The 21,283-nt window shown below is 63.4% G+C and carries 18 protein-coding genes and 1 tRNA gene; 9 read left to right on the plus strand and 10 right to left on the minus strand.

The genetic code is table 11. The features are described from left to right. Nucleotides 1–36 precede the first annotated feature (36 nt). The 7 genes from KK488_RS01165 to KK488_RS01195 all read right to left on the minus strand — a co-directional run bounded on the left by KK488_RS01165 (nt 37) and on the right by KK488_RS01195 (nt 5,241). Nucleotides 37–867 (minus strand): helix-turn-helix domain-containing protein, encoded by an 831-nt coding sequence (locus KK488_RS01165; RefSeq protein ID WP_214621298.1) that lies wholly within the window; start codon nt 865–867, stop codon nt 37–39. Continuing rightward, nucleotides 867–1,100, minus strand: coding sequence for a hypothetical protein (locus tag KK488_RS01170; RefSeq protein WP_214621299.1), 234 nt, complete (start codon nt 1,098–1,100; stop codon nt 867–869). Before KK488_RS01170 ends, KK488_RS01165 begins: the two co-directional genes overlap by 1 nt. Further along, nucleotides 1,100–1,429 (minus strand): hypothetical protein, encoded by a 330-nt coding sequence (locus KK488_RS01175; RefSeq protein WP_214621300.1) that lies wholly within the window; start codon nt 1,427–1,429, stop codon nt 1,100–1,102. The genes KK488_RS01170 and KK488_RS01175 overlap by 1 nt, the downstream gene beginning before the upstream one ends. Then, nucleotides 1,422–1,628, minus strand: coding sequence for a hypothetical protein (locus KK488_RS01180; RefSeq protein WP_214621301.1), 207 nt, complete (start codon nt 1,626–1,628; stop codon nt 1,422–1,424). The genes KK488_RS01175 and KK488_RS01180 overlap by 8 nt, the downstream gene beginning before the upstream one ends. Before the next feature lie 181 nt (nt 1,629–1,809). After that, nucleotides 1,810–1,998, minus strand: coding sequence for a helix-turn-helix domain-containing protein (locus tag KK488_RS21755; protein WP_214621302.1), 189 nt, complete (start codon nt 1,996–1,998; stop codon nt 1,810–1,812). A gap of 90 nt (nt 1,999–2,088) precedes the next feature. Beyond that, the gene (locus KK488_RS01190; RefSeq protein ID WP_214621303.1) at nt 2,089–3,864 is read right to left on the minus strand and encodes a hypothetical protein; all 1,776 of its coding nucleotides are present in this window, start codon (nt 3,862–3,864) and stop codon (nt 2,089–2,091) included. Nucleotides 3,865–3,984: 120 nt separating this feature from the next. Further along, nucleotides 3,985–5,241 carry a tyrosine-type recombinase/integrase gene (locus KK488_RS01195; RefSeq protein WP_214621304.1) on the minus strand — a complete coding sequence of 419 codons (1,257 nt, stop codon included), beginning with the start codon at nt 5,239–5,241 and terminating at the stop codon, nt 3,985–3,987. A gap of 661 nt (nt 5,242–5,902) precedes the next feature. On the opposite strand from KK488_RS01195, the gene KK488_RS01200 reads away from it, so the two are divergent. The 3 genes from KK488_RS01200 to KK488_RS21195 all read left to right on the plus strand — a co-directional run bounded on the left by KK488_RS01200 (nt 5,903) and on the right by KK488_RS21195 (nt 9,917). Further along, entirely contained in the window at nt 5,903–6,439 is a 537-nt protein-coding gene (locus KK488_RS01200; protein ID WP_214621305.1) for an ECF-type sigma factor, read from the plus strand. Then, nucleotides 6,429–8,762: a serine/threonine-protein kinase gene (locus KK488_RS01205; RefSeq protein ID WP_214621306.1), complete on the plus strand. Its 2,334-nt coding sequence runs from the start codon at nt 6,429–6,431 to the stop codon at nt 8,760–8,762. Before KK488_RS01200 ends, KK488_RS01205 begins: the two co-directional genes overlap by 11 nt. A 72-nt stretch (nt 8,763–8,834) precedes the next feature. Beyond that, the gene (locus KK488_RS21195) at nt 8,835–9,917 is read left to right on the plus strand and encodes a PEPxxWA-CTERM sorting domain-containing protein (RefSeq protein WP_250889966.1); all 1,083 of its coding nucleotides are present in this window, start codon (nt 8,835–8,837) and stop codon (nt 9,915–9,917) included. An 81-nt stretch (nt 9,918–9,998) separates the two neighbouring features. On the opposite strand, the gene gyrA is transcribed toward KK488_RS21195, so the two are convergent. Next, nucleotides 9,999–12,716, minus strand: coding sequence for a DNA gyrase subunit A (gene gyrA, locus KK488_RS01215; RefSeq protein WP_214621307.1), 2,718 nt, complete (start codon nt 12,714–12,716; stop codon nt 9,999–10,001). Between the two features lie 81 nt (nt 12,717–12,797). Then, nucleotides 12,798–13,283: a DUF2306 domain-containing protein gene (locus tag KK488_RS01220; protein WP_214621606.1), complete on the minus strand. Its 486-nt coding sequence runs from the start codon at nt 13,281–13,283 to the stop codon at nt 12,798–12,800. 267 nt (nt 13,284–13,550) lie between these two features. Between KK488_RS01220 and KK488_RS01225 the strand changes: the two genes are divergently transcribed. Next, entirely contained in the window at nt 13,551–14,789 is a 1,239-nt protein-coding gene (locus KK488_RS01225; protein ID WP_214621308.1) for a tetratricopeptide repeat protein, read from the plus strand. Nucleotides 14,790–14,874: 85 nt separating this feature from the next. Here KK488_RS01225 and KK488_RS01230 read toward each other — a convergent pair whose 3' ends face one another. Then, nucleotides 14,875–15,348 carry an Lrp/AsnC family transcriptional regulator gene (locus tag KK488_RS01230; RefSeq protein WP_214621309.1) on the minus strand — a complete coding sequence of 158 codons (474 nt, stop codon included), beginning with the start codon at nt 15,346–15,348 and terminating at the stop codon, nt 14,875–14,877. Between the two features lie 151 nt (nt 15,349–15,499). Here KK488_RS01230 and KK488_RS01235 point away from each other — a divergent pair, with 151 nt between their 5' ends. The 5 genes from KK488_RS01235 to KK488_RS01255 all read left to right on the plus strand — a co-directional run bounded on the left by KK488_RS01235 (nt 15,500) and on the right by KK488_RS01255 (nt 21,162). Further along, a complete protein-coding gene (locus KK488_RS01235) occupies nt 15,500–17,236 on the plus strand; it encodes a sensor histidine kinase (RefSeq protein WP_214621310.1) in 1,737 nt (578 codons plus the stop codon). A 94-nt stretch (nt 17,237–17,330) separates the two neighbouring features. After that, nucleotides 17,331–18,338: a polysaccharide deacetylase family protein gene (locus KK488_RS01240; protein ID WP_214621311.1), complete on the plus strand. Its 1,008-nt coding sequence runs from the start codon at nt 17,331–17,333 to the stop codon at nt 18,336–18,338. A 57-nt stretch (nt 18,339–18,395) separates the two neighbouring features. Continuing rightward, a tRNA-Ile gene (locus KK488_RS01245) sits at nt 18,396–18,471 on the plus strand. Nucleotides 18,472–18,812: 341 nt separating this feature from the next. Continuing rightward, nucleotides 18,813–20,207 (plus strand): MFS transporter, encoded by a 1,395-nt coding sequence (locus tag KK488_RS01250; RefSeq protein WP_214621312.1) that lies wholly within the window; start codon nt 18,813–18,815, stop codon nt 20,205–20,207. Nucleotides 20,208–20,244: 37 nt separating this feature from the next. Then, nucleotides 20,245–21,162, plus strand: coding sequence for an amidohydrolase family protein (locus KK488_RS01255; protein ID WP_214621313.1), 918 nt, complete (start codon nt 20,245–20,247; stop codon nt 21,160–21,162). Nucleotides 21,163–21,283 lie beyond the last annotated feature (121 nt).

Genomic DNA, 21,283 nt, shown 5'->3' on the forward strand with positions numbered 1-21,283 from the left:
TTTGATTGTTTTCAAACTGAAGATTGCCGGCGTCTGTCACGCCGCTGCTCGCTGAGCGCGCGCCAGCTCGAGCTGCAGCGAAACGAAGTGTGTTCGGTTCAGGCCTTTGCCGGCGATGAACTTGGAGAGCGTGCCGCCCGGGATCTGCGCTGCTTCGGCCAAACGACTTTGCGCGCCCATGCCTGATGCGTGAAGGTGTGCCGCCAGCCGTTCACGGAGAGCAGCCAGTAACTCATCGCCGATGAGGTCCGTGGAAACGCCACGCGAGATATTGGCCTGTTTCCGTTGCCCTTCGATGCTCCCGGAAACGCTCTGCCCATGGCATACTATTTGTGTAGCAATATTTGCGACAGCAGCGTCGGTGGAAACACGGCTCGTTTCCGTCGTCACGGTCCCAATTTTTGCGACCGTCGCTGGAGATGTTTCCACATCTGTCGCAATTTTTGCGACCGTAGAGGTCAAATTTTGCGACCGTGATTTGTTTCCAATGGGCTTCTGCCACTTCTCGAAATCGCGGGTCGGCGCCTTGCCGGTGGTCGCGATCCAGGTTGCTCTCCATTGGGTCGCAGGGCCTCGCTTGCGTTGGAAGTAGCCCCGCTCGGTGGCTGCGATGAAGCCGTGCGCCTCAAGCTCCCGGAGCGCCCTCCAGGCGGTATTTTCAGATAGGCCAGTCTCTTCTGCGGCGACGCGCACCGACATGAATAGCTCGCCGTTCTCACCTCCGCGGTCGAAGCGTAGAAGCGCGACCAGAACCTTGATCGCATTGCCGGAGAGATCCCGCCAAGCCTCGCAGCCCGTGACGGAGTGATAGAGGCGGATGTGGCGAGGCTCGGAGCGCCTACCCTTGGAATTTACGTTCTTGACCATCAGGCGGCGACCTCATCGTCTGCCGGCGCGCTCGACATACCAATGATGGAGCAACCGAAATGTTGGGCGAGCCCGCGGGCGAAGGTCTCGGCATCCGCGCGCTGGTTGAAGCGATTTTCGTGGGCAAGGCGAGGGGTGCGCCCCCGGCTCGCGAGGAAAACGACCGTGCCGCCTTGTTCGGGCAGGACAAACACTGCTCGGTGATCGGCCAGGTGCAGCACGGTCGCTTCCATCAGTTGGCGCCTGTCGGAAGAAGGTGATCGGGCGTGATCCAGACGATCGAGCTGATCCCGGCGCTACTTTTTCGGCGCTTTCCGCTGTCCACGATCTTACCGGCGACCCGAAGCTCGCTGGTGCGGGGCCTGACGCGGAATTTCTCCCATTGCAGCCGCCCGGCAATTTCATCACCGGTCGCGCCTTCCGGGCCGGCATCGCCGATCGTTCGAAGGACCATACTTTGGAGCCGGGGCAGGGCGGGTTGAATATGCTCGGCACCTTCGACACTGGTGTCCACGCCGCGATGCCCTGCGCCGCCCTTTGCGTAATGGAGGAGCTCAGTCATGAGGCTCTCCTTTTACGAGCTGCGGCATGTTCGCCCGATCGAGGAGCTTGCCCAGCCAATTGGTCTGCGCCGCGCTCATCGGAGCGTCGTCGACCGCCAGTTGTCCGAGAAACGATCCAGCTTTTCGGCTTAGCCTTTCGCCGGAACTGAGCAGCGCCAACGCGGCGTCCCGAGGAGACGAGAAGGGTTCATTCGTCATCGCCCGTCTCCCCGAAGTGATGCAGCGAAACCAGTCTTGCCAAGGGCAGGTTCAGGCCGAAACGGCTGCAAAGCCATTGCTCTCTGAACCCGGAAGAGATAGACGGGAAACGCGATGAGCCGCCAAGCATGTCGCGCGAGACCCCGGCCCGCCAGCCGGGGTTTTGTATTTGAGCCATTGTTCAGGCCTCCCCCGCCACGAGAGCGTAGAGGGCATCTGCCGGGATGATGGTGCGGCCGCCAATGCGGGTCGCACGGAGCCTTCCGGCAGCAATGTGATTGTAGAGCGTCGTCCTTCCCAGACTGGACGCCTGGCAGGCTTCTCGGATGCTATATCCGATCTTCGGTGAGTGGTGGTCGATGGACTGCATTGGTTTACCTCGGTTTCGTTGGAACCGAGGCAATGAGGGGGCATCAGAAAACCCGCAGCAAATCGCCCATGTGGGGGTTCAGGTGCGGGTTTATGCGGCCTTTTTTGGCCGCCCTGCGGGCTTCCAACGACCCTTTATCAGATCGCGTACCGTGGTTGTGGCCACGTTCTCAAATCCAGGCTCAAGACGCATACACTTGGCGATCGTGCGTCCATCTAGCCCGCGCGCCTTCATCTCGTCGGCTTTGGATAGTATCTCGCCATCACTTGGTGGCCGGCCGGTCTTTACAGCCGGCGCACGACCATAACCCACCGATCGATCGATCTCTGACGGAAGATGTGGAATCGCTGCGATGACCTCGGCAGATGAAAAGATCGGCGCTGGCTTCAAATCATGCCAGTCCGCACCGGTCGGGCGTTGTCCAACACCAGCAAATTCATGAAAAGCCATCGGGCGCGAAACGCCATTAATCAACTGGACGGGATGCACATAATTCAATCGGATTTGGTCTAGTAGCTGCCGCCCCGCATCCCGAAAGCATGTGCACCATTCCCAACGGTTGACAGGATCGGTTGCAGCCGCAGCACAGGTGCATGCGTTTCGAGAAACGTAGAGAAGGACCATGCTGGAACAGATGAACTGGGCAATTTCCTGGTCGTTGTGAGCTTCTAGTTCTCCAACTCGCTCCACGAATGCCGCGCTACGTGTTGCCACCCAGGCGAGTGATTGAAGCACCGTCCACCAAGGTGCGATATCTGCTGCGGCCAACGGGTCGAAATGCTCATCAGGTAATTGCAGTTCGCCTACGCCAATAGCGAGCGGTACTGAAGCGGCACTAGCGTTCTCGGTGTCCCCCGGCGATTCCCCACCCGGAAATTGGGTCATCAATTCCGAGCGGGCTACCGTAACGTTAGAGAACAGATCGCGCCGATCACTGCCGCGCAGATGAGAATCGTTCGGCGATTTGTACCAGCGGCACAAACCTTCCCCGTAGCGGAGATGGTCGTGCCCTGTGATGAGCACTTGCCGATAATCTACGAGCGCTAACACGTCGATTTTCTCTGTGCGCTTCCCCTTGTCTTCATAAGCATCGATGTGGCGACCAAAGAAGGACACTCGGCCGGACGATCCGGCTTCCAGAAGCGTTGCAGCCGCGTCCTGCAACCGGTGTTGTGCGGTGTCCAAATCACCGCCGCAAAGCCGCCTCCATCGCAGTGCCTGATCCAGCCGATCGGCGTTGAGCGCGACGCCAAAAGCAATCCAAGACACGGCCTCTGACAGCGGGACGTGCTCGCTAACGGACGGTTTTCGGGAACTGATCGCAAATTCATCTGGCTCAAGCTGTGTGGGAATTTGAGGCGGCAGCCCGGCAGGATCCACAGCATCTGGAGACGCCAACCAGACTTCAAATTGTTCTTTTTCGATCGCCCAGCCTTGGCCATTCCAGTGTTGCCACTCGTCGGACCACAGCGGATCAATCTCAAAAGTGCCATGCAAAAGCGCGTTGTGAAGAGCTGAGGTGTTCTGAGCTGCCGGCATGGGAATCGATCGAAAGTCCGATCCATCAAACCATGATGCCGCCAACTGCCCAGAGAGCAATGCTCGTTGAATCGTAGCAACAATCCGTACCGACAATTTCTGCTTGGATGCGTAGTCCTCGGGAGGATCGCCGAAGTGTGGCCCCCAATAATCAGCGTTGATTACGTCGTGCCACGGCGCTGGATCGCCGTCGCCATATTCGGCCTTGAGGCGGCGGAAAAGGTGCCTCGCGCAAATGAATCCATCAATCCAGCCGGCGGGCAGACCTTTCAACCAGCCGGCATCGCTCAAGTCTTCGTTGTTGCCCTGCTCGTCATATCTCGCCAACTCCGCCTCCCTAGCGGTTCCCAAGGGTGAGACGGGGATGCACGTGGGATGCGCGCTTGTCGGCTGGCCAGCCTATCCCCATTGCAATGCTAGCTGTTGGGGCCGGCATTGCCAGATCTATCAGGCGCCTTCTCTCTTGGGGAAGGGCACGATTTCGGCGTCGCTTGGGCTGCGCAGCACATAATCGGCCCAGGCGTTCATAAGGACACGTCGACGCTCGAAGAAATCAGTTCGTCGATAGGCAGCCTCGACCCGGTCGGGCAGCTTGTGGGCAAGCGCCTTATCGACCACCTCTTTCGGGATGCTGGTCATCTCGGCCGCCCAGTCCGTGAAGCTGCTCCGGAAGCCGTGGACGTGCGCATCGGCGATTTTCATATCCCGAAGCACCTTGGTCATCGTCATATCGGACAGCGGCTTCCCCGGGCTCGAGAAGAACACCAAGCCGTCCTTTTTCGTGCGTGCCTCTTTCCGGCGCTCAAGGATCTCCAGCGCCGCAGACGATAAAGGGACGACGTGTACCTGCCCGGTTTTCATCCGAGCGCCAGGGATGGTCCAAGTTCCCTTCGCCAAGTCGATTTCTGTCCAGGTGGCAAAGCGCGTCTCGTTGGAGCGGACTGCGTTGAGAATGGTGAACTGGAGCGCCTCCCGACCCGCCGTGGGCGTTTGTTCACGCAGCTCTTGCATGAACACGGGGACCTCTTGGTATGGCATGGCGTCGAAATGGTTGTCGTCATTCGGCTGGCGCGGGAGTCCCTTGCGAACCGACTTCAAGCTTGTCTCGGTCGGTCGCCATCCCTTGATATGGGCGAAGTCTAAGACCGCGCCGATGCGCTGGAGGATGCGCCGTGCCGTCTCAGGGATATCTATCCAGATGGGAGCGAGCGCATCTCGCACCATGAGGCTGTCGATTAGATCGACGCTCTTGGAGCCAAATGCATCGGAAACATGGTTCTCGAGGCTCGCAAGCCAGGACTCTGAATGCTTCTTGTTGCGCCATCCGCGCTTGAGCTCTTCATGACAGGCGCGCGCAGCCACGTCGAAAGTGGGGATGGTCGGAATTGATTTCTTGCGCTCGGCGACCGGATCGATCCCTGCCTTGACCATCTTCGAATAGGCTTCGGCCTTTTCACGCGCCTCTGCGAGAGTCAGCTTCCGCCGATCAAGGATGGGGATTTGAGCGGCGAGGCGTTTGGCTTCCGGCGAACGCTCCGAGGTGTCCGCAGGTCCCAATCCAAGATCGCGACGTTGACCGTTCACCTGAACGCGCAGGAGCCAGGAGCGCGTGCCACTTTCCTTGACGAGCAGATAGAGGCCGTTGCCATCGCGATGGCGACCAGGCCCCAAACTCTTCACATCAGCTGCTACAAGCTCGCCCACCGAGGTTCCCCCAATTGTTCCCACATCATAGCTTGGCTAAGGTTGAACAGCAATGAAGCTGGTTGAACAATCGAAGGCGTAAAATCCTAGAAATAAGGGCGAGTCTTGAGCAAAGCCGAACTAGGCTGGACAAACGTTAGATGGACCTCGGCTCCACCATTTCATTTCAACGATCACGACGATGTTCATCGCGCACCAATAGTCGGAGGGCTCTTCGAGGATGGTGAGGCCGTGTGTGCCGGGCATGTCGCGATCGAGCAGGATAGATATTCGGCAGCACCCATTCGATGTCATGATGGCCTCGTCACGGCTGGACGCGATGCCGCGAATATCGAAGGCCTGCCCTGAAGATCACTGTCGTCAATGACATAGACTCTCGGCCTGTTCTTGCGGAACCTCTGGATGGAAAGCGTCTTCATTGATGCGATCCTTCGCTGTTCAACATTCCCACATGCTGCCGAACGACGCCGCGCGCCGGGACCTTGGTGTTAGCGAGGATGAACGCCGAATATCTGGATGGGGATGATGAGATTTCTCCGTCAGCGCGTTCCATCCTTGTCCCAAAATGGCGCGGGATATGGTCATGATGCTGGCGGAGTCCTTGAGTCTGCACTAATCTTACCCGCCGAAAGGGCTTCGGGGGCTCAGGGAACGCTGGTTGATGGACGTGGATGGGACGGCGATCGCCCGCGAACCGCTGCTGGCGCAATGCTATGGAGACATGCGCCGTGTTGCCCGCCGCATCCTGGCGGGCGACGGCCTGGCCATTTCGATTCAACCCACTGACCTGGCGCACGAGGCGGCGGTCCGCCTGATCATGTCCGATGCTGACCTTGTTGCAGCCGACCGCGGCCATATGCTGGCGCTGGCCGCCCGGACGATGCGCCGCATTCTCATCGACGAGGCCCGCAAGGCCGGGGCCGCCAAGCGGCATGCGCCGACGCTGATGACGATCTGGCCTGGCGCGCCGAACACGATGATCGACCTTGCCGATCTCGACGAGGCACTTGGCGCGCTGCAGAACTTTTCGGACGATCATGCCGCCATCGTCGAAATGCGCTTCACGCTGGGCCTCACAGTCGAGGAGACCGCGCGCCAGACGGGCATTCCGGAGCGGACGGTGAAGCGGCGCTGGCAGGTGGCGCGCGCCTGGCTGCAAGACTATCTGCAATCCGGCGACGACGTTCGTGCCGGCTGAGGTGGAGCGGCGCGCGCTCGCGCTGCTCGAGGAATTGCTCGACCATCCGGATGACGAGACCTTCGCCCGGACGCTGCTTGCCGGAGAAACCGAGGCGGTCCGGACGCGCGTCTCGGCCTTGCGGGCGGCAATGGCCCGGGCGTCCAGCCTGTTGCCGACGGAGTTGGCTGATGGGCCCGGTATGCAGGACGACCTGAGCCCGCCCCCGCAGATAGGCGCGTTCAGGCTGGTGCGGCGCCTCGGCCAGGGCGGCATGGGCGGTGTCTGGCTCGGCGAGCGCAGCGACGGCCTCTACGACCAGAAGGTCGCGATCAAGTTCATTCGGGCGGGTCTGGTCGACCTTGCAGGCGACGCTTTCCGCGCGGAGAGGCGGATCCTGGCCCGGCTTGAGCATCCCAATATCGCGCGCCTCATCGACGGAGGCGTCACCGCCCAGGGCACGCCCTATCTCGTCATGGAATATGTCGACGGGCTGCCGATCGACGAGGCGGTGCAGGGCCGGACGCTGGCGGAAAAGGTGAAGCTGTTCGTGAAGGCGGCGGATGCGGTGCAGTTCGCGCATGCCCGGCTCGTCGTGCACGCGGACCTCAAGCCGTCCAACATCTTCGTGGACGGGCGGGCTCGCGTGAAGCTGCTCGATTTCGGGATTTCACGGCTGCTCGAGGGCGAGGATGAGGCACACGGCGCGCTGCCGATGACGAAAGCCTATGCGAGCCCGGCGCGTCTCGCCGGGGCAGCGCCCGCCATTGCCGACGATGTCTATGCGCTCGGCATCATTCTCGCGGACCTGGTCGATGCCGATTCGGACGCGGATCTGCAGGCCATTGCCGCGATGGCGCGCAATGCCGATGAAGCGCGGCGATATGGTAGCGTCGCGGCACTGATCGCCGATCTCGACCGCTGGCGGGAGCAGTTGCCGGTCGCGGCGCGCGAGCCGACGCTCGCCTATCGCGCGCGCCTGTTCATGCGCCGGCATTGGCTCGGGGTGCTGCTGACGGCGGCGGCATTGGTCGCGCTGAGCACGCTGGCGGCGGTCGCGATGGTCAACGCGATCCGGGCGGAGAATAATCGCGCCCGCGCCGAACAGCGCTTCGACGAAGTGCGGGCGCTCTCCAAGTTCATGCTCTACGACCTCTATGACGAGCTGGCGCGACAACCGGGGACGGTCGTGAAGCGCGAGGAGATCGCGAGGAAGAGCGCCAATTATCTCGCGCGCCTCAATCTCTCTGCCGAGACCTCGCCCGCGCTCAGGCTCGATGCGGCACGCAGCTACCGGCGCCTAGCGGCGATCCAGGGCCTGTCGGGCACCTCCAATCTCGGCCGGCCGGACGATGCGCTCAAGTCGCTGGACCGGGCCGAACAGCTGGTTGCGGACGGGAAGGACGCCGGCGCGTTGCCGGCCGATTTCCTGACCGAGCGAGGTTGGATCCATCTCGACCGCTGGCTGCTCCAGCCCGACAATGCCGCATCGGCCAGGGAGAATGGTCGCGCCCGTCATTATCTCGAACAGGCGCACAAGCTGGCGCCGTCGAACATCGACACGGCTCTCGGCCTGCTGTTGACGGCGAAGAACGACGCTTATGACGCGATCTGGTCGCGCGATGACGCGCCGGGTGCCATCAGGATCGCGTCGCAGGCGCTCGACCAGCTGAAGATGCAGAACTGGCCGTCATCGCTTGTCGATCTCGCTGCCAAGCTGCGCATCGATCTGCTCAGCGTCCTGGGCGAAGGCTATTATCAGGCCGAGAAGCTGGACGAGGCGCTCGCCGCCTATCAGGAGTCGGACATGGTGATCGACGGGCTGATCGCACGCGAGGGGCCGATGCCCAGCCTCATCATCATGAAGGGGCAGAACGCCTTCGATCTTTCCGGAACGATGGGCGACATGCCCGGCCGGAACCTCGAGGCGCTCGAAATCTCCCGGCGGGGCGAGGCGGTGCTCAAGGACATGCTGGCCCACGGGCCGGACGCCGCTGCCGAGAAGAAGCTGCTCATCCTTTACGGCCAGGAGGCGTTGCTGCTGAGCGACCTCGGGCGCAAGGCGGACGCGCTTGTGCCGTCGGCGGCGAGCGTTGCCCTGCGCGAGAAGCGCCTGGCCGCTTCGCCCGGCGATCCGCAGCGCATGCGCGATCTCGCCATCGGCCTCGGCAGCCATGTCGACCGGCTTGCCGATGCGGGCAACCGGGATGAAGCCTGCTCGGCGGCGCGGCGCACCGTCGCGATCTGGCGGCGGATCACGGCGCTCAAGCATCTCGGCGCGCTCGACGCGCGCAAGAATGTCCCGAAATCGGACGAGCGCGTCAAAACTTCCTGCGGAAATTGAAGACTCTGTGGCCCGCTTTCCGGGCGGGCTGCGCATCCTCTCCGACATTGCGTCAATTGTGGGAGAAAGATCATGTTGCGTGGAAAGTTTCTTGTGATGGCCACGGTCGGGGCTTCGGCCGCGGCATTGGCGGCGGGCTCGGCAGAGGCGCAAACCGCGCCACCATCCTATAATACCTGCTCTTACAGCGCGAACGGCAATTTGAGCCAGACCTATCCGCACAGCTGCGTCGCGACCAGTGTATCGGGCACCCCAGTGGGCAATTGGGGCCAGATTTCCGGCGCCGGCACGGCCATCGTCAACGGTCGGGTCGACGGCAGCGTGACCTATTCTTCGGGGGGCGGAATCGACGGCTATAGCTCGGGCTGGTCGGCGGGCGGCTGGAACAACGCAGCGAGCGCCAATTCCAACGCGGGCACGGTTGCGTCCGGCAGCGCCAATCTCACCGACGGAACGGTGCATGCCTTCGTGACCAATCCCAATCCGTCTTGGGGCGCCGGCTTCGTAACGTCGGAGATCGCGGACATCGTGACCTTCACGAACAACAGCGGCAGCGCGATCATGTTCAATGTCGGCTATGCCTTCGATGGTCTGTTCAGCAATGTGACGCCCGGCAACGGTGCTGCGAACGGGTTCGTGAGCTTCGCGCTGACCTCGCCCGATTACACGCTCCGCTTTGGGGGAAGCGGTAATTTCATGCCGGGCGGCACGAACGGCTATGCGTCGGGCGGCACGTCCATGTTCGATGCCGCCGGTGGCGGCTATGGCGTCCCGGGCTATCTGGGCCTTTCGACCCTCTACGATCCGCGCGACTACAGCTTCACCGGCAACTTCGACCCGAGCGGCTTTGTGACGGGTGCCTTCACGACGCAGCTGATCATCCCGGTCGGCGTTTCGCAGCTGGGCTTCGCGCTGGTGCTTGCCCTCGATTGCCGCAACCATCTGGCGACCTGCAACTTCGGCAATACCAGTGCCCTGACCTTCGATCCATTGCCTGACGGCCTGAGTTTCACCAGCGAGTCCGGGCAGCTGTTCACCGCCAAGGCGCCCGCGCCCGGCGTTCCGGAGCCAGCGAGCTGGGCCCTGATGATCGTGGGCCTCGGGGTGGTTGGGGGCACGATGCGCCGGCGCAGGATGGCCGTCAGCTTCGCCTGATCGACTCTGCCAGGGTCGAGGCGACCCGGCCTCTGAAGGGGTGGCGGCATGGAAAGATGCCGCCGCCCCATTTCGTCGGGATCAGCCGTCGCTGTCGCTCGTGCCTTCGGGCGGGCCTTCCGGCGCGGCGGCATCCGCCTCATCCGAACTTTCCTCGATTCGCGCCGCGCTCACCACATGCTCGTCCTGCGCGACGTCGAACAGGCGCACGCCGGCCGATCCACGGCCGATGACGCGCAGGCTGTCGAGGCCGATGCGGATCAGCTTGGCCTGATCGGTGACCAGCATGAGCTGATCCTCACGGACGGCGGGAAAGCTGGCGACGACGAGGCCGTTGCGCTCGATATTGTCGATATTGGTGATGCCCTGGCCACCGCGGCCGGTCCGGCGATATTCGAACGCCGAGCTGAGCTTGCCATAGCCATTGGCGCAGACCGTGAGGATGAACTGTTCACGCGCCTTCAGCTCCTCGAAGCGCTCCGCGCTCATCTGCGGCTCACCCTCCTTCTCCGCCTTCCAGGGCGCGAAACGCAGATAATCCTCGCGCTCGTCCATGTCCCGGATGCCGGCGCGATGCAGGATCGAGAGCGAGATGACCTCGTCGCCCTCGCGCAGGGTCATGCCGCGCACGCCGGTCGAGTTGCGGCTCTGGAACTCGCGAACATCGTCGCCCTTGAAGCGGATCGCCTTGCCCTGGCGCGAGGCGAGCAGGACGTCGTCCTCCTCGCTCAGCAGCGCCACGCCGATGAGCTTGTCGTCGGCATCCTCGCCCTCGAACTTCATGGCGATCTTGCCGTTCGACGGAATGTTGGCGAAGGCGTCCATGCTGTTGCGTCGCACCGATCCCTTGGCGGTGGCGAACATGACGTGCAGGTTCGCCCATTCCGCCTCGTCCTCGGGGAGGGGGAGGACGGTCTGGATCGTCTCGTCCTTGGCCAGCGGCAGCAGATTGACCATCGGCCGGCCGCGCGTGGCGGGGCCGCCTTCGGGCAGGCGCCAGACCTTCATGCGATAGACTTTGCCCAGGGTGGAGAAGAACAGCACCGGCGTGTGCGTCGAGGTGACGAACATCTCGGTGACGATGTCCTCGTCCTTCGTGCTCATGCCCGCGCGGCCCTTGCCGCCGCGGTTCTGCGCGCGAAACGTGTCGAGCGGCGTGCGCTTGATGTAGCCGGTCATGGTCACGGTCACGACCATGTCCTCGCGCTCGATCAGATCCTCGTCCTCGATGCCGTCGGCGGCGGGCGCGATGGTCGAGCGGCGCGGAGTCGCGAACTCGGATTCGACCGCGTCGAACTCCTCGCGCATCACCTCGAACAGGCGCACGCGGCTGCCGAGAATCTCGAGATAGCCTTCAATGGCCGTGGCCAGCCCCTGCAACTCGCTGCCGACTTCGTCCCGGCCGAGCGCGGTCAGGCGATGCAGGCGCAGGTCGAGGATCGCACGAACCTGTATCTCGGAGAGACGATAGGCCGTGGCATCCGCCTCGACATCCACCGCCTCGATCAGGCGCAGATAGGGCGCCACATCGGCGATCGGCCATTCGCGCGCCATCAGTGCCTCGCGGGCGGCGGCGGGGCTCGCCGAGGCGCGGATCATGCGCACAACCTCGTCGAGGTTCGACACGGCGATGACGAGGCCGAGCAACACATGGGCGCGATCGCGCGCCTTGGCGAGCTCGAACTTGGTTCGCCGCGTGATGACTTCCTCGCGGAAGCGCACGAAGCTCTCGATGATGTCACGCAGGTTGAGCAGCTCGGGCCGACCGCCGCGGATCGCGAGCATATTGGCCGGGAAGCTCGATTGCGCCGGCGTGTGCCGCCAGAGCTGGTTCAGCACCACTTCCGCCGTCGCATCGCGCTTCAGCTCGATGACGACGCGCACGCCCTCGCGGTTGGATTCGTCGCGAATGTCGGAAACGCCCTCGATCCGCTTGTCCTTGGCGGCCTCCGCGATCTTTTCGACGAGGCCGGACTTGCCCACCTGATACGGAATTTCGGTGAGCACGATCTGCTGGCGGTCGTTGCGGATATTCTCGATGATATAGCGCGAGCGCATCATGATCGAGCCGCGCCCGGTCGCATAGGTGTTGCGCGCACCGGACTGGCCCAGGATCAGGGCGCCGGTCGGGAAGTCCGGACCCGGCACGATCTCCATCAGCTCCTCGAGGCTGATCGCGCCATTGTCCATATAGGCTTTGCAGGCGCGCAGCACCTCGCCGAGATTGTGCGGCGGGATGTTGGTCGCCATGCCCACGGCAATGCCGCCCGCGCCATTGACGAGCAGGTTGGGGAAACGCGCCGGCAGCACCTGCGGTTCATGCTCGCTGCCGTCATAGTTGGGCGTGAAGTTGACGGTGTCCTTGTCGATATCCTCGAGCAGGGCGACGGTGGCGACCTTGGCGAGGCGCGCTTCGGTGTAGCGCTCGGCCGCCGGTGGATCGGGGTCCATCGAGCCGAAATTGCCCTGGCCGTCGATCAGCGGCACGCGCATCGACCAGTCCTGCGTCATGCGCGCCAGCGCGTCATAGATCGCCTGGTTGCCGTGCGGGTGATATTTACCCATCGTGTCGCCGGTGATGCGGGCGCATTTGCGATAGGGCTTGTTGTAAGTGTAGCCGCTCTCGTGTGCCGACCAGAGGATGCGGCGATGCACCGGCTTCAGGCCGTCGCGCACGTCGGGCAGGGCACGGCTGACGATGACCGACATGGCATAGTCGAGATAGCTCGACTTCATCTCATCAACGATGTTGATCGGGCTGATGTCGGAGGGTTCGGCGAGGATTGTCTCGTCGCTCAAGCGTTTTCTCTTATGACTGTTGTGTGAAAATTGGGCCCGGGAAGCCTAGCCGCCGGGGAGTTGGATTGCCAGCAAAAAGGGTTAGCCGAACAGCCAGTGACCCAGCAGGCGGTTGAACGGAAAGGTGAAAAATCCCGCGATCAGAAGCGCGCCGGTCACCATACCGCGCACGGCGCGACGGTGGGCGGTCTGGCGGTGGGTGCGGGCCGCCCAGACGATGCGTGGGACCATGACGAGCGTCCAGATCGAAAGCAGGTGAATGATGCTGAAGCCGCCATGATTGGTCACGCGGATGTCGAACGAGATGAGCGCCGTCCCGACGAGCGATATGCACCAGATCCAGCCCAGCATCCGATGCCGCGCGTCGCCCCGGCGGCGCAGGAGCATGACCGGCGTCAGGACGAGCGCGATCAGCATGGTTGCCAGATGAGCCCAGATCGACGCGGGAATCCTGGGCCAGTCGGCATGGCCGCGCAGAATGGCGGCGATGACGGCGGTCAGCAGCAGCACAGCGCCCCCGCTCAACAGCTTCTCGTAGCGATCCGGCCCCTGCAACGCGTTCGTCATGCGCTGCGCGTAAAGCGACAGGATGGTGCTGTCCATCGACGAGTTGGCGATCGCGCGTCGGTCCCTCATGACAAGCAGGATTTGCCGCTCTATATGGCCGTTCAATCGCGGTTAACGCGCGTATCGCCAGGGACATCTGCAGCTATTGGCTCAGGCCTGATCCGGGGCGAAAATCGGGTTGGTCTTAGTTTTGGAGGAATATCGATGCGTTTGTGGTCCACTACTGCTCTGTCGATCGCGCTAGCCGCCTTTTCGCTCGGGGTTGTCATGCCGTCGGCTGCAACCGCCGCGAAGAAGGAAGAGAAGGCAGCCGCGAACGCCGGGCCCAAGCTCACGTTGAGCAAGGAATTCATGCCGGGCGCACAGGCGATCCAGAAGCTCGTCCAGGCCCAGGACTGGGCCGGCGCCAAGGCGAAGATTCCCGAGCTGGAGCCGCTCGCGACCAAGGCGGACGACAAATATTTCCTCGGCCAGATGATCCTCAACATCGGCCTGCAGCTCAAGGAACAGCCGCTCCAGCGCAAGGCGCTCGAGATGATGCTGGCCTCGGGCCTCACCCCGGCGGCGGATGTCGGCAAGTTCAACTTCTTCGTCGGCCAGTTCGCTTTCGTCGGGAAGGAATATCCCTCGGCGCGCGCCAGCCTCGATACGGCGATCAAGGCGGGCTATGACGATCCGCAGGCGCTTGTCCTCCTCGCCAACACCTACTTCCTCGAAGCGCAGGGCCAGATTTCGGGCAACGCCTTCACCCCGGCCGGTCAGACGCTGATCCGCCAGGGCCTGCCCTTCCTCAAGCAGGCGATCACGGCGCAACAGGCGAAGGGCGCCGCCGCCGATGCGAGCTGGTACAATACCGGCTTCCGCATGGCGATCGCGAGCAAGGATCCGTCGCTTCCCGAATGGACGAAGTGGGCGCTGACCAATGCCGGCACTGGCGAGAACTGGCGCCTGGCGCTGCGCGAGATCCAGAACAACAACGAGACGATGACGCGCGACGAGAATCTCGATCTGCTGCGCCTCATGGCATCGAGCAAGTCGCTGCAGAATGCCTATAGCTACAGCGAATATGCCGAGACCGCCTGGAAGGCGGGTCTGCCCGGCGAGGTCAAGTCGATCATCGACACAGGCCGTCAGTCCGGCGAGATCAACGCAACGCAGCTGACCGATCTCTATCAGCTCGCCAATGGCAGCATCGCCAAGGACAAGGCGTCGCTCCCGGCGTCCGAGAAGGCCGCGGCGGCCGCGCCCACCGGCAAGCCGGCCGGGTCCGCCGGCAATGCGTTCCTGAGCTATGGCGATTATGCCAAGGCGGCCGAGCTCTATCGCGAGGCGCTTCAGAAGGGCGGCGTCGATGCGAATGAGATCAACACCCGCCTCGGCATCGCGCTGGCGCGTTCGGGCGACAAGGCGGGCGCGCTGGATGCCTTCGGCAAGGTGACCGGCACCGGTGTCCGCAAGCAGATCGCCGATCTCTGGATCGTCTGGGTGAACAAGCAGACAGCCTGATCGCCACAACGCAAACCATCAGCGCCGGCGGGTTAGCGCCCGCCGGCGTTTGCATGGTCGGCATTTCGGTGTGCGGATCAGATCCTCAAAGCTCGATCGGAACGCCCGGCAGGCTCTTGGACGTGCGGATCGTGGGCGAGGTCTTGACGCTCACCACATTGGGCGCGGGGGTCAGCTTCGACGTCAGGAACTGCTGGAAGCTGCGCAGATCCTTGGCCACCACCTTGAGGATGAAATCCACCTCGCCGATGAGCATGTGGCACTCGCGCACCTCGGGCAGCTCGCCAATATAGGCTTCGAACGCCTTGAGATCGTCCTCCGCCTGGCTCTTGAGGCTGACCATGGCGAACACCGTGGTCGTGTAACCGAGCGCCATCGGATCGAGATGGGCATGATAGGAGGCGATATAACCGCGCTCCTCCAGCGTCCGCACCCGGCGCAGGCAGGGCGGCGCGGTGAGGCCAACCTTGGCGGCAAGGTCGACATTGGTCATGCGACCGTCGGCCTGCAGGATATCGAGGATCTTGAGATCGATTTCGTCGACCGCTGCGCCTGGCATGCCTGACATTTCCTTTCGCTTCAGCTCCCTATACCAGAAGATAATGTCGCCACAATGCAATTGTCCCACAATGCGACGTCCCATTTTTAACAACTATCCCTAACGCGCCGGCAAGGTTACCCAGTGGTTAATAGCGGGGACCTGACCATATATGCGTTTCAACGATCTTCTGAGCACCGTGCTCGCCAATATGGGCGAGGGGACGGGCGCAACGGTGACTCGTTGGCGTCAATGCATTGATTTACTTGCACAATATGACGTTTCGGGCGCGCATAGCGCCAATGCGCTTGCTCCGGAGGACCGCGACTCGATCCTTGGCATGATCGAGGACATGCGCGCGCGCCTCAGCGCCGATCAGCGCATCGCCTCCATTGCCGAGCTGGGCTCGCGCTTGCGTTCGCCGAGCCTTGTGCGCTTGCTGGCGCAGGATCATCCCTCGCTCGTCTCCTCGATGATGGCCAATGTCCGTCTCACCGATGCCGACTGGGCTGCGATCATTCCGGATCTCGGCCCGCTTGCGCGCAGCGTCCTGCGCCGGCGGACCGACCTGGGTGAGCGCACGCAGGCGGCGCTGCGCCAGTTCGGCAATATCGACATGGCGTTGCCCTCGCTCGTCGCCATTCTCGAAACGAGCACGTCCACGGTGATCCCGATCGATCGGCCGCTGGTCGCGGCGAACACCGATCTGGCGGATGAGGCGCCTGTTCGCTTGCCGGACGAACCGAGCCAGATCGGCCGCATCGTCGCGCAGATCGAGCGCTTCACCGAGGCGCGCGGCCATCGCCAGGATGACGCGGGGCTGGCCCCCTCGCCCGAGATGGCGCCACCTCCCGAGCCCGCTCCGGTCAATGCCTTCACCTTCGAAGCCGACCCCTCGGGCCTCATCACGCTTGCCACCGGCGCCCCGCGCAGTGCGGCCATCGGCCTCAGCATCGGCATGCCGGAGCTCGACAGCCGTCACGGTGCCGACGGCTTGGCCCTTGGCGCGTTTCGCCGCAGGGCGGCCTTCGAGAATGCCCGGTTCGCCATCGGCGAGGGCCTGCTAGAAGGGGAGTGGCGCATGTCCGCCGAACCCCGCTTCGATCGCGCGACGGGGCGGTTCACCGGCTATGCCGGCGCGGCCCGGCGCGAGTTTCCGCACGAAAGCCTGGTCCGGTCGGCACCGGCATCGGGCGGGCACGGCTGGGCCGGCCTGTCCGCGACCAGCACACGTCAGCTCATTCATGAGCTGCGCACGCCACTCAACGCCATTCAGGGCTATGCCGAGATGATCGAGAGCCAGCTCGTCGGCCCGGTCACTGACGAATATCGGGATATGGCCCGCCGCATCCTCGCCGACGCGCATGCGCTGCTCGCCACCTTTGACGATCTCGACATGGCGAGCCGGATCGAGCGGGGCGATCATTTCGCGGCGGACGAGCGCATCGATCTGGAAGCGGCCGTCCACTCGGTCATCGGCTCGTTCGCGCAAGGCGGCGATCCACGGATCGACGTCATGATCACCGAGCCCTTGCCTGGCATCGGCGGCGATCGCGGTCAGATCGAGCGGATGCTGGGCCATCTCATCCGCGCCGGTCGCGCGGCGCTTGCAGGGGACGAGCGGCTGGACGTGCGGCTCGCCACCAACCCGGGGGGCGGCTCGGTGAGCATCGTCATGCAGCGCCCGCGGACCCTGCGCGGGATCAGCGACCAGGAGTTGCTCGATAACGGCTATCTGGTCGATCAGAAGCTGAACGACGCGCCGGCGCTCGGCCTCGCCTTCACCCTCAAGCTGGTGCGCGGGATCGCCCAGCATCTGGGTGGCAGCTTCGAGATTGCACCGGACGCCTTCGGCCTCTTCCTGCCGGTCATGCCGGCCGCCGAGGGCGAGCAGGAGCATCATCGCTGAGCTTGCCCGCACCCACCTGCCAGGCTTAAGCCGACGGCAGGAATTTGCTGCTAGAGGGACGGCCAGAAGTCCCGCTTCCCAGGCAAAGGCGCGCATGTCGATGGCATCATCTGCGGCAAATCTGCTCGACCGTCCGCCCGCCGCGGCTGCGATCGCCTGGCCGCCCGCGATGGGCCGTCGCTTCATGCTGTGGATCGACACGGAGGAGGAGTTCGATTGGGCGGCGCCATTCAACCGAAACGCGACGCAAGTGAGCGTGACGAGCGGCATGGCCCGTTTCCAGCGTTTCATCGCCGGGGCGGGGGTCAGGCCCGTCTATGTCACTGATTATGCAGTGATCGAGGACCCCGCCGCCAACGCGCTGATGCGCGAATGGATCGCCGAAGGTAGCGCCGATATTGGCGCCCATCTTCACCCCTGGGTCACCCCACCACACCAGGAAGAAGTAAATAATTTCAATAGCTATTCCGGCAATCTTCCGCCGGCGCTTGAACGCGCCAAGCTGATCGCGCTGCGCAATCGCATTGAGGAACGGCTGGGCATCCGGCCGATTGCCTATCGCGCCGGGCGCTACGGCGTGGGCGCCCATACCGCAGCGCTCCTCGAAGAGGCCGGCTTCCGCATCGACAGCTCGGTGCGCAGCCGGTTCGACTATCGCGGCCAGCACGGCCCGGATTTCACTGGAATGCCGCTGCATCCCTATCGGGCCGGTCCTCAAGGCAAGCTGATCGAGTTGCCGCTCTCCACGGCCTATGTCGGGCATCTCGGCCATTGGGGCGAGAAACTCCTGCCGCGCCTGCAGCGCGCCTGGCGCCTTTCCGGAGCCTTTTCGCGCTCCGGCCTCCTCGCGCGCGTGCCGCTCACTCCCGAAGGCGTGAGCGCGACCGAATGCTGCGCGGCGATCGACAGCCTGATCGCGGAGGACGTGCCCGTGCTTAGCTTGTCCTTCCATTCCCCGACGCTCGAGGCAGGCCATACGCCCTATACGCGCTCCCCCGCCGATATTGAAGGTTTCTACCGCTGGTGGGACACGGTGCTGGCCCATCTTGCGCGCCGGAACATCCGTCCGCTCAGCCAGGACGAGCTGCTCGCCGCGATATGACCGGCATGTCGATGCTTGCCAATGGGGGAGGGGGCGGGCTAACGCCTGCCTCCGGTGGGGCCTGTAGCTCAATGGTTAGAGCTGGCCGCTCATAACGGCTAGGTTGCGGGTTCGAGTCCTGCCGGGCCCACCATCATTAGCGGCAGTCTCCCGCCCAGAGAAAGGGCCCTCCGATAACGGACGGCCCGATCTGTTCTTCTGCGCAGCAGGCTAAACGTTTGGCGGCTGGCCTGGTGCGCGTGTTGGCCGGGTCACTGGTTCTGGCTTGCCATTTTCGGTTTCTTCTCTCTGCCGTTATGCGGCCTGCGGGCTATTCCGGCGACGGCATGTGCTACTTCCCAAACAAGCAAGCGCGCGATGGGCCGGCGTGCGACCGTGCCCATAGAAATATCCCTTATCACATTAAATATAACGCCCTAAGCTCGGGGCGCACGACGACAAGTTCAAAGAAACAAGCGGGCCCGGAGAGCGTTGATGACTGATGTTGCGAATGTGCCTGCGGCGGACCTTGGGACCGGGGAGGCGCCCGCGGTCGCCGCGACGCCCGAGAGCCAGCCATGGCCACCGCGCCGGGACGCGAACTATTCGCTCTTCTGCATGACCATCGTCGTCATGTTCACGGTGCTCGATCGCAGCGTGATGTCGCTGCTGATCGATCCGATCAAGCAGGATTTCGGCATTACCGACACCCAGGCGGCGATCTTGATCGGCGCGGCCTTCTCGCTGCCTTACGGCATTGTCGGTGTCGTGGTCGGGCGACTTGCGGACACGATGAATCGCCGCAACGTCGTGGCGGCCTCCCTGGCCGTCTGGAGCGCGTTCACCGTCGCGTGCGGCCTGGCGCAAGGATTCGTGAGCCTGTTGGTTGCGCGCATGGGTATCGGCGCCGGCGAATCCGGCTATGGCCCGGCAAGCTGGTCGATCGCCACCGACAATTGGCCGCGCGAAAAGGTCGCCTTCGCCACCGCCACCATGGGCATCGGCGCCATGCTCGGCACGGGGCTGGCGCTGTTCCTGGGCGGCGCCGTGCTCCATTTCGTCTCCGGCATGCCGCCCGTGGATATCGGCTTTGGCGTGATCCGTCCGTGGCAGTGGACTTTCATCATCGTCGGCGCGCCGGGCCTGATCTGGACGCTCGTCGTGCTGACCAGCAAGGAGCCGCCGCGCCGCGGCCTTGCCGCCGGAGCCAAAGCGGAGAAAACCCCGGTGGGTGAAACGGTGCGCTGGATCCTCGACGATTGGCGCACCTATTTCGCGGTGATCGGCGGCATGGCCATGAAGGCGATGATGCTGGCCGGGCCCGCCACCTGGGGCGCCACCTTCATCCACCGTCAATTCGGCTGGGAGCTCTCCAAGATCGGCATGATCAGCGGCACGATCACGCTGATCGTGTCTCCCATCGCCCTGATGGCAGGCGCCAAGCTCTCCGAATATTGGACCAAGCAGGGCCGCCAGGACACCAATCTGCGCATCGTCCTCTATGGCCTGATCGCGGCGATCCCGCTCATGATCATGTCGCCGCTGATGCCCAATCCCTATCTCGTGCTCGCCGTCAATGCGATGGCCAGCTTTGTCGGCACCCTCGGCTTTGGCCCCAGCATTGCAGCCTTCCAGGTCATCACGCCCAACCGCATGCGCGGGCAGATCGGCGCGCTTACCCAGTTCTGCAACAATGTCATCGCCTTCGCGCTGAGCCCGATCATCATCGCGCTGTTCACCGACTATATCTTCCACGACGAAAGCTCGCTCAAATATTCGATGGTGCTCAATGCCTCGATCATGGGCGCACTTTCGCTGATTATCGTGCTGCAAGGCATGAAGCCCTATGCGCGATCCCATCAGCGCGCACTGCGCGACTTCGCCAACTGACGATGGCCGAAAAGCCCGACCAACACGAAAGCCCGGCATGAGCAACAACCTCGAAGCGATCGAGATCATCGACGCACAGATTCACGAGCCCGCGCCGGGCGCCGCCTGGGACGAGAGCCAGAAGGGGCACATCCATCTCTGGCAGGTCGAGCTGGCCCGCGAGGCGATGGATGCGGCCGGCGTCGACATCGCGCTGGCCGTCACCAGCGAGCAGTTCATCGAGGTGGCGCACGCGCGCTATCCAGGTCGCTTCCCGGGCGTGCCGGTCATCTTCCACATGGCGCCGGACATGGCGGCGGCGGTTCGGCGCATCCGGGCCAATCCCGCCATGGTGGCCGCCCGCGCGCTGGTCGGCGACTATGAGAAGGCAATCATGCGGCCGGAGTTCGCCGCCGGAGCCTATGATCCGCTCTATGCCACGGCCGAGGAAGTCGGCCTGCCGATCTTCAATTCCACCCATGGCGGCTGCGCCAACATGGCGGCTATTGCCGAGCGGCATCCCAACCTGACACTCATCATCGATCATATCGGCGTAGCCCAGCATCCCAGCTCGCCGCCCGAGGCGATGAGTTGGGCGCCATTCGAGGATCTGCTGACCCTGGCCAGATATCCCAACGTTCATGTGAAGCTGTGCGGCGCGCCCTTGCTCAGCCAGGAAAATTATCCCTACGAGGACGTCTGGCCCTATCTCGACCGGCTGTTCGCCGCCTTCGGGTACGACCGCGTCATGTGGGGCAGCGATTATACGCGCCCGCGCAGCGCCGACCGGCCCCGGGGTGATCGTCCGCGCCGCCGTGGCATCACCTATGGCGAAAATCTCAACCATCTGCTGCACAGCGACCGGCTCACCTTCGAGCAGAAGAGGCTGGTTCTGGGCGGCAATGTCCGCCGCCTGTTCAATCTCCCGCCCATCTCGGAGGATTGGCGGCCGACGAACTGGTGGATGTCGCGGTGATCCGGGAGAGCCGCCGGACTGGGCAGTCGGGGGCGTTCAATAAAATCTTCCGGTGCGGGCAAATTCGTGCCGGAAGCGCGATTTCCTTAACGTGTGAACCATGTTAGCGATTTGGGTTGCG

Source organism: Sphingobium nicotianae, from assembly GCF_018603885.1.
GTDB classification, from domain to species: domain Bacteria; phylum Pseudomonadota; class Alphaproteobacteria; order Sphingomonadales; family Sphingomonadaceae; genus Sphingobium; species Sphingobium nicotianae.

Bases quoted from the DNA above. Each gene is read 5' to 3' on its own strand.
- KK488_RS01200 (WP_214621305.1), top strand. From the start codon at position 5,903: ATGGACGTGGATGGGACGGCGATCGCCCGCGAACCGCTGCTGGCGCAA.
- KK488_RS01255 (WP_214621313.1), top strand. From the start codon at position 20,245: ATGAGCAACAACCTCGAAGCGATCGAGATCATCGACGCACAGATTCAC.
- KK488_RS01225 (WP_214621308.1), top strand. From the start codon at position 13,551: ATGCCGTCGGCTGCAACCGCCGCGAAGAAGGAAGAGAAGGCAGCCGCG.
- KK488_RS01230 (WP_214621309.1), bottom strand. From the start codon at position 15,348: ATGCCAGGCGCAGCGGTCGACGAAATCGATCTCAAGATCCTCGATATC.
- KK488_RS01165 (WP_214621298.1), bottom strand. From the start codon at position 867: ATGGTCAAGAACGTAAATTCCAAGGGTAGGCGCTCCGAGCCTCGCCAC.
- KK488_RS21195 (WP_250889966.1), top strand. From the start codon at position 8,835: ATGTTGCGTGGAAAGTTTCTTGTGATGGCCACGGTCGGGGCTTCGGCC.
- KK488_RS01235 (WP_214621310.1), top strand. From the start codon at position 15,500: ATGCGTTTCAACGATCTTCTGAGCACCGTGCTCGCCAATATGGGCGAG.
- KK488_RS01175 (WP_214621300.1), bottom strand. From the start codon at position 1,429: ATGACTGAGCTCCTCCATTACGCAAAGGGCGGCGCAGGGCATCGCGGC.
- KK488_RS21755 (WP_214621302.1), bottom strand. From the start codon at position 1,998: ATGCAGTCCATCGACCACCACTCACCGAAGATCGGATATAGCATCCGA.
- KK488_RS01180 (WP_214621301.1), bottom strand. From the start codon at position 1,628: ATGACGAATGAACCCTTCTCGTCTCCTCGGGACGCCGCGTTGGCGCTG.
- KK488_RS01220 (WP_214621606.1), bottom strand. From the start codon at position 13,283: ATGACGAACGCGTTGCAGGGGCCGGATCGCTACGAGAAGCTGTTGAGC.
- KK488_RS01170 (WP_214621299.1), bottom strand. From the start codon at position 1,100: ATGGAAGCGACCGTGCTGCACCTGGCCGATCACCGAGCAGTGTTTGTC.
- KK488_RS01240 (WP_214621311.1), top strand. From the start codon at position 17,331: ATGTCGATGGCATCATCTGCGGCAAATCTGCTCGACCGTCCGCCCGCC.
- KK488_RS01250 (WP_214621312.1), top strand. From the start codon at position 18,813: ATGACTGATGTTGCGAATGTGCCTGCGGCGGACCTTGGGACCGGGGAG.